Consider the following 12,013-nt stretch of genomic DNA (forward strand, 5'->3'; position numbering starts at 1 on the left):
TTGCCATGTCCCGTCCTGCCCGCCCCGATTCGCGCCGCCCTGGCGTGAACCCCCCGTACTCCGCAACGCGGCGTGTCGCCAAGGCGCCACCGGCCGAGCCGAAGTTGATCCTGTTCAACAAGCCCTTCGATGTGCTGACCCAGTTCAGCGACGAAGGTGGGCGCGCGACCCTCAAGGATTTTATCGATATCCCCGGCATCTACCCGGCCGGTCGCCTGGACCGTGACAGTGAGGGGCTGTTGCTGCTGACCAACGATGGCCAGTTACAGGCGCGCATTGCCGACCCCAAGCACAAGCTGGCGAAAACCTACTGGGTGCAAGTTGAGGGTGAGCCCACCGAAGAGCAGCTGCAGCGCCTGCGTGACGGTGTAGAGCTTAATGACGGCATGACCTTGCCCGCCGAAGCGCGGCAGTTGGACGAGCCCGAACTGTGGCCGCGCAACCCGCCGGTGCGCTTTCGCAAAAGCGTGCCGACGCACTGGCTGGAGCTGGTCATTCGTGAGGGGCGTAACCGCCAGGTGCGGCGCATGACCGCTGCGGTGGGCTTGCCCACCTTGCGCCTGGTGCGCGTGCGTATTGGTGACTGGTCGATTGATGGCCTGGACCAGGGCCAATGGAAGGCAGTGCCGGCGCGTTTATAAAGCGCCGGACTCGATCAGGCCGATCACCACGCTCTTGATGATGAACGCGGCCACGCCCAGGCCCAGCACAAAAAACAGGATGAACGACCCAAAGCGTCCGGCCTTGGATTTTTTCGCCAGGTCCCAGACGATAAAGCCCATGAAGATGATCAGGATGGTGACCAGGCCGGTCATCATCCATTCTTCAAAGAGGGCGGGGTCGATGTTGTTCATGGGGATTTTTTCCGACAAGGCAGGCGGGAAGTATAAGGCAGTGTCAAAGGCACACTATTGACCTACGTCGTAACACGGTCAATGTGGGAGCTGGCTTGCCTGCGATAGCGGTGTGTCAGCTAAGGATATGCCACTGATCCACCGCTATCGCAGGCAAGCCAGCTCCCACAAGGGATCACCAGTGTGCTTGGGATCAGGTACGCAGGTGCGTCAACGGCAGCTCGGTGCTGTTGAGCACCTGGTTGAGCACAAAGCTCGACCTTACGCTGGTTACGCCTTCAATCCGGGTCAAATGCCCCAGCAGCAATTTCTGGTAGTGGTCCATGTCCGGCACCACCACTTTCAACTGATAGTCCGCGTCCATCCCGGTGACTAAACTGCATTCCAGCACTTGCGGCAGGGTGCGGATCGCTGCTTCGAAATTCTCGAAACGCTCCGGCGTGTGACGGTCCATGCCGATCAGCACATAGGCTGTAAGGCTCAGGCCCAGCATCTTGCGGTCGAGCAGTGCAACCTGGCGTGAGATGTAGCCGTCGTCTTCCAACTGCTTGACCCGGCGTGAGCACGGCGACGGCGACAGGCCGATGCGTTCGGCCAACTCCTGGTTGGAGATCCTCGCGTCGCGCTGCAATTCAGCCAAAATACTCAGGTCGTATCGGTCAAGCTTGCTCATTGGGTTGGCCTTTGTCGTAACTATTGCGGTGAATTATCTATGAAGGGTTAAAAATTGCGCAAGCACTGTTTATTGACGCAATCTTCGCAATCATCTGTCGGACGTTGGCCTGTATCTTTATCAACAGAATCACCGCCTGGACAACAGTCCACTGCAGTTGGCCCAATCAGGCCTGCTGCGGCCGCCGCCCCAGCAGGGTTGAGCCGGCCTCCAGGCTGCACACTGTCCACAAGACGGCGTGAGGTGAGCCAACGTCAAAAGCGTTGAGCCAGGACGAAATTCTCAAGGGGCGGCCGACGGGTCGCCCCTTTTTCTTTGTCTGCGCTTTTAGCTCAAAAAATACTTCTCGTGACTGATAACCTGTCTCAGAACCGGGTGAGGCTTTTCCAGTCTCATGCAGTAAGGCCGGACATTCCAGGCCCTAATCCGCAGTGAGGAATAGCATGAAGCGCATCTGGCGTATGGCAGGTGTAGGTTTGCTGATGGTGAGCGTCGGCACACAAGTAATGGCCGATGACCCGCGCTATGAAGGCGGTGGTCAGCATGAAAGAGGCCCGGAAGGCGGGCGCGGCAATGAACAGGCGCGACCGCAAAATAATCAACCGCGCTCACAGAACACTCAACCTCGTCCGGAAAACAACCAGCCGCGCCCACAGAACCCGCATGTTGATCGCGCCGAGCAACAGCAGCACGGCGGTGGGCAGTGGCAAGGCCGCCCGCAAAATGCCGAGCAACCGCGGCCGGCACCGCAGCCTGCGAACAACCTGCCGATCCAGGGCCGGCCGGACACCGTGCGCCAAACCCAGGAACCCCGCCAGGGCTACTATCAGGACATCCCGCGCCGTAACGATGGCAACCAGCACTGGCAGACCGGCAATGGCCCAGGCCCGCGTCCGGGCGGCGGCTTCAATAATGGTCACCCGAACGACAACCGCTGGCCGGGTCGCCCCAATGGGCATGGCAACGGCTGGGGGCCAGGCCCGCAATATCGTCCCGGTTACACCGTCGACCGCTTCCCGGACCGCAATTACCGTGTGCCTTACCGTGGCCAGGATTACTTCTTCTCCGGCGGCTACTGGTATCGCCCGCAAGGCCCGCGCTATGTGGTGGTGACGCCGCCCTACGGGATCCGTGTGCAATACCTGCCGGACTACGCCCGTGAAGTGTGGGTGGGCAGCGCGCTGTTCTTCCTCGCGGCGGGTTCCTACTACACCTATGAAAACGCTACCCAGCAATACGTCGTGGTGCAGCCGCCTACCGAAGTACCGGCGCCGCAACCCGCGCCGCAGGGCAACGGTTATGACGTGGTGGCCTACCCGGCCAACGGCCAGTCACCGGCCCAGGTACAGCAGGACGGCTACGACTGTTATCGCTGGGCAGTGCAGCAAAGCGGTTTCGACCCACGCACCGTCACTTATGCCCCGGACCCGGCGGTGGTGCAAACCTACCGCCAGGCCCAGGGCAACTGCCTGACCAGTCGCGGCTATCAGGTGCAGTAGATGCAGCGGCAAGCTTCAAGCTTCAAGCGGTGAGCTTCAAACTTGAGGCTTGAAGCTTGCAGCTTGCAGCTGATCCACAGGATCCGCATGCACCAGCACTTCGGCACGCGGGTAAGCCTTGTGAATGGCATCGGCGGCCTGGTCGCTGATGCCGTGGGCCACTGACAGGGTCAATTCCCCCGGCAACTCCAGGTGCAACTGCACAAACCAGTGGCTGCCGGAAATGCGCGTGCGCAAATCATGCGCACCCAGCACGCCCGGCACACTGCGCGCCAATTCCAGCATGTGCTGGCTGACGTCCGGCGGCAGTTCCTCATCCATCAGCACGGCAAAGCTCTCGCGGGCGATCTGGATCGCACTCCACAGGATATAAGCGGCAATGCCGAGGCCGAACCACGCATCCACCTGATGAAAGCCAAAACCTGCCAACACCAATGCCACCAGAATGCTGCCATTGAGCATCAAGTCGGAGCGGTAGTGCAGCGAGTCGGCGCGCACGGCGTTGGAGCCGGTTTCGCGGATCACCCGGTGTTGCAGCATCAGCAGCGCCACGGTCATCAGCAGCGAAAACACGATGACGCCAATGCTCAGCCACGGCGCACCGACCGGTTCCGGGTGCTGCAAACGCTGATACGCCTGGAACGCAATCAACACCGCACTGCCAGCGATAAACAGCGCCTGGGCCATGCCCGACAGCGACTCGGCCTTGCCATGCCCATAACGGTGATCGTCATCGGCTGGGCGCAGTGCGTAATGCACCGCCAGCAAGTTCAGCAGCGAAGTCACGCCATCGAGCAGCGAGTCGGTCAACCCGGCGAGCATGCTCACCGAGCCGCTGAACCACCAGGCGATGGCCTTGGTGATAATCAGCGCACAGGCCACGCCCACCGAGGCGCGGGTGGCCAGGCGCAGGAGCCTGGCGTGTTCGGGGCTGCTGGTCATACGTATCCTTAAGCGGCGGGTTGCAGGCCCAGGGACGCGAGCTGTTGCACGCTGCCCTTGAACTGGATCATGCGCGGATCGTCCAGCGGCAGCTTGCGGCCGGTTTCTTTCTCAATGATGGATTGCAGCTTGGCGTTGTCGACTTTGCCGTCGGCGCCGATGGCTTCATGCAGCTTCTCGGGTGCGACTTGGGCGGTCTTGCCCGGCTCGAAGTAGATGGCGCCGGTGGCGAAGTCCACGCCAAAGGCGATCAGGCCCGGGATTACATAAAACAGCAGGCCCACGGCGTCGAGCACGGCAATGGCCGGGTCGATCTTGCCGTCGATCTGGCCACGCCGGTCCGGGTAGAAAATCGAGCCGCAGGCCGTCAGTTGGCTCAGCAGGGTGACGGCGAGGACACCGCCGATAACACGGGAAGCGATACGCATAAAATGCTCCTGAACACGGTTGATACGAAACTATATGACAATTCTATTGGGCCACGCCGCTCTAATGTGGGAGCTGGCTTGCCTGCGATAGCGGTGTATCAGTGCCACATGGGCGGGCTGACCCACCGCTATCGCAGGCAAGCCAGCTCTCACATTTGCCTGCATTCCAATTAAGGACAAACGTTCGCCGTTATACTCGCCGCTCTGCTTTGGAGCCAGTATGAATTCGTTGCCGATTGATGATGTTTTACCCGCCCTGCGTGACGCCTTGGCGAATCGCCATGAGGCCGTGCTGGAAGCGCCGGCCGGTGCCGGTAAAACCACCCGCGTGCCGTTGGCTTTATTGAATGAGCCTTGGCTGGCCGGGCAAACCATCCTGATGCTCGAGCCTCGGCGGCTTGCCGCGCGCGCGGCAGCCGAACGCCTGGCCAGTGAGCTGGGTGAAAAAGTCGGTGAAACCGTCGGCTACCGCATCCGCCTGGACAGCAAAGTCGGCCCCAACACCCGCATCGAAGTGGTCACCGAAGGCATTCTCACGCGCCGCCTGCAGGACGACCCGGCACTGGACGGCGTGGGTTTGCTGATTTTCGACGAGTTCCACGAACGCAGCCTCGACGCCGACCTGGCACTGGCCCTGAGCCTCAACGGCCGCGAGTTGTTTCGCGACGAACAGCCGCTGAAAATCCTGCTGATGTCCGCGACCCTCGAAGGCGAGCGCTTGGCCGGCTTGCTGAACGATGCGCCGATCCTGCGCAGCGAAGGGCGCATGTTCCCGGTGCAGATGCGCTGGGGGCGGCCGTACCAGGCCGGTGAATTTATCGAGCCGCGCGTGGTGCAGACCGTCCTCGACGCGGTGCAGGACCAAACGGGCAGCATTCTGGTGTTTCTGCCGGGGCAGGCCGAGATTCGACGGGTCAATCAACAGCTGGCCGACGCCTTGGGTGATCGCCCTGATGTGCTGCTGTGCCCGCTGCATGGCGAACTCGACCTCAACGCCCAGCGCGCCGCCATCGACCCGGCGCCGGTCGGCAAGCGCAAAGTGGTGCTGGCCACCAACATTGCCGAGACCAGCCTGACCATCAATGGCGTGCGCGTGGTGATCGACGCCGGGCTGGCGCGGGTGCCGCGTTTCGACCCCGGCAGCGGCATGACCCGCCTCGACACCCAACGCATCTCCCGCGCCAGTGCCACCCAGCGTGCCGGCCGGGCAGGGCGCCTGGAGCCGGGCGTGTGTTATCGCCTGTGGTCCGAAGACCAGCACGAAGGTTTGGCCGCCTATGGCAGCGCGGAAATTCTTGCCGCCGACCTGGCGGGCCTCGCCTTGCAACTGGCGCGCTGGGGCGTGACGCCCACGCAACTGGTGTGGCTGGATGTGCCGCCGACCGCCGCATATGCTCAGGCCCAGGATTTGCTGGTGCGCCTCGGCGCGTTGAACGACGACACGCTCACCGCCCATGGCCAGAAAATGGCGGAGTTGCCCGCGCACCCGCGCATCGCCCACTTGTTGCTGCGCGGACAGGACCTGGGGCTGGCCGCGACCGCCTGTGAGGTGGCGGCCTTATTGGGTGAGCGCGATATCTTGCGCGGCGGCGGCGCGGATTTGCACAGTCGCCTGGCATTGATGTCGGGCGAAGAACGCGCGCGTGGCACCCAGGGCGGCGTGCAGCGGGCCAAGCAACTGGCCCGTCAGTACCGGGGCTATTTGCGCGGCCAGCCGACTCAAGCTGTGGCCGACCCTGACCACCCGCGTTGGCTCGGCGCCTTGTTGGCGTTGGCTTATCCGGACCGCGTCGCTCAGCAACGCCGCCCCGGTGGCGCCGAATATCGCCTGGCCAATGGCCGCGCCGCGCTGTTCGCCGAGGCCGACAGCCTGATGAAACAACCTTGGCTGGTGATCGCCGACCTTGGCAGCCGCCAGGGCCAGCGCGAAGAGCGCATCTACCTCGCGGCGGATTTTGACCCGGCGCTGTTCGACAGCGTGCTGGCCGAGCAAGTGCGCAACGTCGACCAACTGGACTGGGATGAACGCGAAGGCGTATTGCGGGCCGAACGCCAGCGCAAAGTCGGTGAGCTGGTACTAAGCCGTGAACCGCTGACCGGCCTGGATGAGTCCGCGCGCAGCCAGGCACTGGTCAACCTGGTGCGCCGCAAAGGCCTGGAGCTGCTGCCGTGGACGCCCGAACTGCGCCAGTGGCAGGCGCGCGTCATGCTGCTGCGCCAGCTGGATGCGGGTAAAACCAGCGAATGGCCGGATATCAGCGACAACGCCTTGCTGGCCGATTTGGAGCATTGGCTGATGCCCTACCTGGGCAAAGTCTCGCGCCTCAGCCACTTTTCTAATTTGGATATTTCCAGTTTCCTGCACAACCTGCTGCCCTGGCCGCTGCCCCAACGCCTGGACGAGCTGGCGCCACAGCATGTGAAAGTGCCATCGGGTTCGTCGGTGCGCTTGGACTACAGCGAACAGCCGCCGATTCTGGCGGTGCGCCTGCAGGAATTGTTCGGGCTGGCGGACACGCCGCGCATTGCCGGTGGGCGCCAGGTGGTCAAGCTGCACCTGCTGTCCCCGGCACGCCGGCCGGTGCAGGTGACGCAGGACCTGGCGAACTTCTGGCGCAGTACCTATGCCGAAGTGAAGAAGGATTTGAAAGGAAGATACCCCAAGCATTACTGGCCGGATGACCCCTTGGTGGCCGAACCCACCGCCCGGATCAAACCCCGAAAGTAGGTGATGTGAAGATCCAATGTGGGAGCTGGCTTGCCTGCGATACAGACGACTCGGTCTGTCCCTTTCACCGAGGCGATGCTATCGCAGGCAAGCCAGCTCCCACAAAAACCAGCTCCCGCAGGGGAATTGTGGGTTATTGCGCGGCCGGCAGCAGGAACCGGGCGATCACTGGCAGGTGGTTGGAGATGCGCAGTGTGTCGTCTTGGCGCACCTTGGCCTCCACCCGCTTGATCCTTGGGCTGTAGAACAAATAATCCAAGGTCCGATCCGGCCCATCCACACTCGGGTCATTGGGGAAGTTCGTCAGCCACTTCGCCCGGTCAATCCCACTGGATTCACTGTTACTCGGGATCATCGGGTATTTATCCCACAGCAAATGCAGCTCGCTGTCCGGCGAATACTGCCCGCGCTTGCCCGCATCCAGGCGCAGGAACTGCCCCAGCGGCAGCAGGTTGAAATCGCCACCAATCAACCACGGCGTGCCACGGCCTTCGAACTTATCCAACAGTTTTACCGTGGCTTTGGCCTGCTCCTGCACCGCCGAACGCCCAGGCTTATCGCCGTCCAGGCGGGTGTTGAGCACAGCCAGTTGGCCGCCATCGCTCAACGGCAGGTAGGTCAGCAACAACGCCGGTTTAGGCTGGAACTGGCGGCTGATGAAGTTGGCCGGGGACACCGGCAATTGCAGGCGTTCGGCGTGTTCGATCTGGTAGCGGCTCAGCGTGACGAGCTTGCGGCCGACGCTGCCGAAGATGTGCAGGTTGGGCACAAAGTCGGCTTTCCAGTCGAACGCCTGGGCGCTGCATGGGTAAAGGTCGACCAGGCGCTCCTGGAGCAACGCCACCTGGTCCTGATAGTGAGAGGACTTGGCGCCTTCATCGAGTTCCTGCAGCAACAGGATGTCGGGCTGTTCGTCGCGAATCACGCGAGCCACTTCGTCCAGGCTGAAGGCCATGTCTTCCACGGTAGGGCGATCGTCCGGGCCTTTGCCGTCGGGGCTGTCGTACCAGAACACATAGTTCTTGCCGGCCAGGTATTGCACGTTCCAGGTCATGACCTTGAGCGCCTGCCCCGGCAGCAGGGTCGGCGCACGTGGCGCCACGCAGCTGACGGGCAGGGTCTGCTTGTCGACGGGGCGCCAGGTCAGGCTATAGATCAGGGCCGCGAGCAGGCCCGCGATGATCAACAGGCTCAGCAGGGTGATGCGCAATAAACGGGTCATTGGCTCGGCTTATAGCGTTATCAGAGGTGGCACGGAGCATATCACCGCGCGTCGGCATCGCCACCGATCAGCATAAACAAACGGAAAAGTACCACGCTGGTAAACAGTTGCAGGAAGCTGTGGGCACTGTCGATCAGCAAGCCCAGCAGCGGCGCGGGGTTGGGGTACACCGCCACGCTCGCGCCTTTGAGCAGCCACAACGGCGTCATTACGCACAGCAGGCACACCAGGATTCGCCAGAAATGCCCACGGGTCAGGCGGAAACTTTCCTTCATTGCTTCCAGCGCCGACATGCCGCGCAACACCAGCAGGTACTCGGCAAACGCCAGCACCACCATCAGCCACAGGCCCGGCAGGAAGTACAGCGACAGCCCCAGCAAAATCAGCAAGGTGCTGACCGCCGTCAGCAGGGCGAAACGCGGCCACATGGCCAGGGCCATGGCCCATACATCTTTAGTGCTGGGCGACTCACCACGGGTGCGCGCATCCAGAAACAGGATCAAGGCGCCGGTGTACAGCGGGTACACCAACAACCCGACGACCACGCTGTAACCGGGAAACGCATCCGGGCCCAGTGTGTGGTCGAGCACCTGTTGCAGCAGGGCTTCGAGGATCACCAACGGCAGGCACAGCTGGACGATGGCGCCCAGGTTGCGTTGGGTGAAACGGAGGGAGTCGCGCAATACGTCTAACGGATTCATCAGGTTCATCACAGCCCTAAAAGCAAGGCCAACACTTTAACCGATCATGACGAGAGGTAAGCAAACGTAAACCTTGCGTAAAGACCATTGAAACGTCTGGTAACACCCCCATAACTACGCTGTAGCTCACCTGATCACAGGCGGGCCCATGATTTCTACCGGCAATCTAACGAGGTCGCCATGAACAGCGAAGAGCAAACCCTGATCGATGGACTGTTTTCACGGTTGCAACAAGCCGAAACGGACTCAGCCCCCCGCGACGCCCTGGCCGAAGCGCGGATCAAGGAGCACATGACTCGCCAACCGGCCGCCGGGTACTACATGACCCAGTCGATCCTGGTGCAAGAGCACGCGATCAAGAGTCTCGACGCGCAGAACAAGCAACAGGCGCAGCAGATCCAGCAATTGCAGGATGAGCTGCAACAGGCGCGTGCCCAGGCCGCGCAACCGGCACCGAGCAGTGGTGGCTTCCTGTCGAGTATCTTCGGCGGTGGCGCCTCCCGTGACACGCAGCCTGCACAGAGCGCACCGCCTTCTTCCGGCGGCGGCTGGCGTGAACCGGCGCGGCCATCGTTCGGCCAGCCTGCACCGCAACAGAACTACGGTGCCCCGCAGCAAAACTATCAACAGCCACAGCAAGCACCGGCCGCGCCTATCGGCAGTGGTTTCCTCGGTGGCGCGTTGAAAACCGCCGCCGGTGTGGCCGGTGGTGTGATGTTGGCCGAAGGCATCAGCAGCCTGTTCAGCCACAACTCGCAGCAGCCGCAGGTGGTGGAAGAAATCATCCGCGAAGAACCGGCACCGGCCAGCGACAACGGCAACTGGGGCAATGACGACCAGAAGTTTGCCGGTAACGACAGCTGGGGCAATGACAACTCATCCGACAGCTTCGCAGACAGCGACTATTCCGACGATTCCTCCTCCTTCGGTGACGACGACTCCTTCGTCTGACCCACCTTCAACCGGGGCGCTTCGTCGCCCCGGGCTGATTTTTCGCTGAAACTTTCCCATGGCTGGCATACTGGCAGCCTTTCCGGGCCTTGGCGCCTGGCTGTCATGAGGAAGTGCGGTGAAAAAAATTGCAGTGTTCGCCGATGTACAAAACCTCTACTACACCGTGCGCCAGGCGTATGGCTGCCACTTCAACTATGCGGCGCTGTGGGCGGACATCAGCTCGCGCGGGCAGATCGTCGAGGCGTATGCCTATGCCATCGACCGTGGCGACAGCAAGCAGCAGCAATTCCAGCAGATCCTGCGCAACCTGGGCTTTACGGTAAAACTCAAACCCTACATCCAGCGCGCCGACGGCTCGGCCAAGGGCGACTGGGACGTGGGTATCACCCTGGACATCATGGACGCCGCCGACCATGTCGACGAAGTGGTACTGGCATCCGGCGACGGTGATTTCGACATGCTGCTCGAACGCATCATCCAAAAGCACGGCGTTGAAGCCGTGGCCTACGGCGTGCCGGGGCTGACGGCCAACTCGCTGATTCGCGCCGCCAGCCGCTACGTGCCCATCGAAGGCGCGCTGCTGCTTAAGTAAGCGCTCAGGCTTAATCAATAGTTAGACGGAGTTGGAACAGGTTTGGAACGTATAGCGGTCATCGACTTTGAAACCACCGGCATCACCCCGAGCAGCCACTGCCGGGCCACGGAAATCGCGGTGGTTATCCTCGAGCGCGGCCAAATCGTGGACCGCTACCAGAGCCTGATGAATGCCGGCGTACGCGTGCCGGGCTTTATCGAGCAACTCACCGGCATCAGCAACGCCATGCTGCGCAGCGCGCCACCGGCTGAGCGGGTGATGAATGAAGTGAATGAATTTGTCGGCACCACGCCACTGCTGGCGCACAACGCCGCGTTCGACCAGAGGTTCTGGGACTTTGAACTGGGCCTGATCCGCCGCACCCGCCTGCAAAAATTCGCCTGCTCGCTGCTATTGGCCCGCCGTCTGATGCCGTCGGCACCCAACCACAAGCTCGGCACGCTGAACGCGCTCGCCCAACTGCCCCACACCGGCAAGGCTCACCGAGCGATGGCGGATGCGGAGATGGCGGCCAACCTCACCGCGCACCTGGCCCAGGAACTGCGCGGCACCCACGGCTTGCGCGAACTGTCCCACGATTTGCTGTGTACCTTGCAGAAAGTGCCGGCGGCGAAGATCAACGAACACCTGAAAAAACACCGCGGGTTCTAACTCAAGCGCAGATCAAAATGTGGGAGCTGGCTTGCCTGCGATAGCGGTATATCAGCCAGGTATTCAGTGACTGACCCACCGCTATCGCAGGCAAGCCTGCTCCCACAGGGGTTATGCGGTGCTCATCGAGGCTGCACACACTCCAACGCCCGATCCACAACACCTTTGGCCATCCCCACCAAATGCATCACCGCCCGCTGCTGGGTGCTGAGCGTTTCACCCGACACATTCACCGTCTCCACCGCGCAATGCAGCAAGTCGGCCGCATGGGCGAGGGCGTCTTCGAAGCTCAGGTTGTCATTGAGCACAAAATTGGGCGCGTCCGGGGCGGATGCTTTGAGGTAGTAATCGATGGCTCGGCGGTTGAGGAGGGCGTCTTCGCTGAGGAAGTTAGGTGGATCGGGGGTGACTTTGGCCATGGTGGGACTCCTTGCTGGAAGAAGTTGGCACCGTCCGCTTGCACGCGAAGAGGGTGGCAACTGTACGTAGGTGTGCAAGACCGGGGCAAGAAAGCAAAACCCAGCAGACCCTAAGGTCTCCCACGCACAGCCGCCATAAGGGCGAACGCCAACTTGGAAGCTGGCATTTAGCTGTAGGTTGATTGATGGATCTCACTTGCCGTCGGACTTGCACGTCCGGCCACCGAACATTCGATGACAGAGCGAGACTAGCTACCTGATCCGACGGAAACAAGGCCGTGGAATTCTCTAGGAAACGTCCCGCAAATGAAAGGGATCGGTCCTGCTGGCCACCAAAACACTAGGTA

Annotated in this window: 13 protein-coding genes; 6 read left to right on the plus strand and 7 right to left on the minus strand. The window is 61.8% G+C overall.

Features of this window, described 5'->3' with window-relative positions; translation table 11 throughout:
* Window positions 1-5 precede the first annotated feature (5 nt).
* Window positions 6-641 (plus strand): pseudouridine synthase, encoded by a 636-nt coding sequence (locus tag ACQY47_RS18455; RefSeq protein ID WP_428550829.1) that lies wholly within the window; start codon window positions 6-8, stop codon window positions 639-641.
* Here ACQY47_RS18455 and ACQY47_RS18460 read toward each other — a convergent pair.
* The gene (locus tag ACQY47_RS18460; protein ID WP_025999909.1) at window positions 636-845 is read right to left on the minus strand and encodes a DUF2788 domain-containing protein; all 210 of its coding nucleotides are present in this window, start codon (window positions 843-845) and stop codon (window positions 636-638) included. The genes ACQY47_RS18455 and ACQY47_RS18460 overlap by 6 nt on opposite strands.
* A 202-nt stretch (window positions 846-1,047) precedes the next feature.
* The gene (locus ACQY47_RS18465) at window positions 1,048-1,527 is read right to left on the minus strand and encodes an Lrp/AsnC family transcriptional regulator (protein WP_003176264.1); all 480 of its coding nucleotides are present in this window, start codon (window positions 1,525-1,527) and stop codon (window positions 1,048-1,050) included.
* Between the two features lie 443 nt (window positions 1,528-1,970).
* Between ACQY47_RS18465 and ACQY47_RS18470 the strand changes: the two genes are divergently transcribed.
* A complete protein-coding gene (locus tag ACQY47_RS18470) occupies window positions 1,971-3,026 on the plus strand; it encodes a DUF6515 family protein (RefSeq protein WP_428550833.1) in 1,056 nt (351 codons plus the stop codon).
* 36 nt (window positions 3,027-3,062) lie between these two features.
* On the opposite strand, the gene ACQY47_RS18475 is transcribed toward ACQY47_RS18470, so the two are convergent.
* Window positions 3,063-3,968 carry a cation diffusion facilitator family transporter gene (locus ACQY47_RS18475; RefSeq protein WP_428550836.1) on the minus strand — a complete coding sequence of 302 codons (906 nt, stop codon included), beginning with the start codon at window positions 3,966-3,968 and terminating at the stop codon, window positions 3,063-3,065.
* An 8-nt stretch (window positions 3,969-3,976) separates the two neighbouring features.
* Complete coding sequence (locus ACQY47_RS18480; protein WP_017139354.1) at window positions 3,977-4,396, minus strand: hypothetical protein; 420 nt, start codon at window positions 4,394-4,396, stop codon at window positions 3,977-3,979.
* A gap of 220 nt (window positions 4,397-4,616) precedes the next feature.
* Between ACQY47_RS18480 and hrpB the strand changes: the two genes are divergently transcribed.
* Window positions 4,617-7,124 carry an ATP-dependent helicase HrpB gene (gene hrpB, locus ACQY47_RS18485; protein ID WP_428550840.1) on the plus strand — a complete coding sequence of 836 codons (2,508 nt, stop codon included), beginning with the start codon at window positions 4,617-4,619 and terminating at the stop codon, window positions 7,122-7,124.
* 133 nt (window positions 7,125-7,257) lie between these two features.
* Here the strand turns inward: hrpB and ACQY47_RS18490 are convergent, their stop codons facing one another.
* Together ACQY47_RS18490 and ACQY47_RS18495 are read right to left on the minus strand one after the other, a co-directional pair.
* Entirely contained in the window at window positions 7,258-8,346 is a 1,089-nt protein-coding gene (locus tag ACQY47_RS18490) for an endonuclease/exonuclease/phosphatase family protein (protein WP_056861995.1), read from the minus strand.
* Window positions 8,347-8,387: 41 nt separating this feature from the next.
* Window positions 8,388-9,047, minus strand: coding sequence for a YciC family protein (locus tag ACQY47_RS18495; RefSeq protein ID WP_026013864.1), 660 nt, complete (start codon window positions 9,045-9,047; stop codon window positions 8,388-8,390).
* A gap of 180 nt (window positions 9,048-9,227) precedes the next feature.
* Between ACQY47_RS18495 and ACQY47_RS18500 the strand changes: the two genes are divergently transcribed.
* From ACQY47_RS18500 to ACQY47_RS18510, 3 genes are all read left to right on the plus strand, one after another.
* A complete protein-coding gene (locus ACQY47_RS18500) occupies window positions 9,228-9,998 on the plus strand; it encodes a DUF2076 domain-containing protein (protein ID WP_169987358.1) in 771 nt (256 codons plus the stop codon).
* A gap of 118 nt (window positions 9,999-10,116) precedes the next feature.
* Window positions 10,117-10,593: an NYN domain-containing protein gene (locus ACQY47_RS18505; protein ID WP_017139349.1), complete on the plus strand. Its 477-nt coding sequence runs from the start codon at window positions 10,117-10,119 to the stop codon at window positions 10,591-10,593.
* A gap of 42 nt (window positions 10,594-10,635) precedes the next feature.
* Window positions 10,636-11,247 (plus strand): 3'-5' exonuclease, encoded by a 612-nt coding sequence (locus tag ACQY47_RS18510; RefSeq protein WP_099547600.1) that lies wholly within the window; start codon window positions 10,636-10,638, stop codon window positions 11,245-11,247.
* 122 nt (window positions 11,248-11,369) lie between these two features.
* Here ACQY47_RS18510 and ACQY47_RS18515 read toward each other — a convergent pair whose 3' ends face one another.
* Window positions 11,370-11,666 carry a DUF3077 domain-containing protein gene (locus tag ACQY47_RS18515; RefSeq protein WP_058420174.1) on the minus strand — a complete coding sequence of 99 codons (297 nt, stop codon included), beginning with the start codon at window positions 11,664-11,666 and terminating at the stop codon, window positions 11,370-11,372.
* Between the last annotated feature and the right edge of the window lie 347 nt (window positions 11,667-12,013).

This window comes from Pseudomonas edaphica, assembly GCF_965277385.1.
Lineage (GTDB): Bacteria > Pseudomonadota > Gammaproteobacteria > Pseudomonadales > Pseudomonadaceae > Aquipseudomonas > Aquipseudomonas edaphica.

What these genes read in the sequence shown, in the direction of transcription:
- ACQY47_RS18455 (WP_428550829.1), top strand. Translation starts at nt 6, where the DNA reads ATGTCCCGTCCTGCCCGCCCCGATTCGCGCCGCCCTGGCGTGAACCCC.
- ACQY47_RS18465 (WP_003176264.1), bottom strand. Translation starts at nt 1,527, where the DNA reads ATGAGCAAGCTTGACCGATACGACCTGAGTATTTTGGCTGAATTGCAG.
- ACQY47_RS18470 (WP_428550833.1), top strand. Translation starts at nt 1,971, where the DNA reads ATGAAGCGCATCTGGCGTATGGCAGGTGTAGGTTTGCTGATGGTGAGC.
- ACQY47_RS18475 (WP_428550836.1), bottom strand. Translation starts at nt 3,968, where the DNA reads ATGACCAGCAGCCCCGAACACGCCAGGCTCCTGCGCCTGGCCACCCGC.
- ACQY47_RS18480 (WP_017139354.1), bottom strand. Translation starts at nt 4,396, where the DNA reads ATGCGTATCGCTTCCCGTGTTATCGGCGGTGTCCTCGCCGTCACCCTG.
- hrpB (WP_428550840.1), top strand. Translation starts at nt 4,617, where the DNA reads ATGAATTCGTTGCCGATTGATGATGTTTTACCCGCCCTGCGTGACGCC.
- ACQY47_RS18490 (WP_056861995.1), bottom strand. Translation starts at nt 8,346, where the DNA reads ATGACCCGTTTATTGCGCATCACCCTGCTGAGCCTGTTGATCATCGCG.
- ACQY47_RS18495 (WP_026013864.1), bottom strand. Translation starts at nt 9,047, where the DNA reads ATGAATCCGTTAGACGTATTGCGCGACTCCCTCCGTTTCACCCAACGC.
- ACQY47_RS18500 (WP_169987358.1), top strand. Translation starts at nt 9,228, where the DNA reads ATGAACAGCGAAGAGCAAACCCTGATCGATGGACTGTTTTCACGGTTG.
- ACQY47_RS18515 (WP_058420174.1), bottom strand. Translation starts at nt 11,666, where the DNA reads ATGGCCAAAGTCACCCCCGATCCACCTAACTTCCTCAGCGAAGACGCC.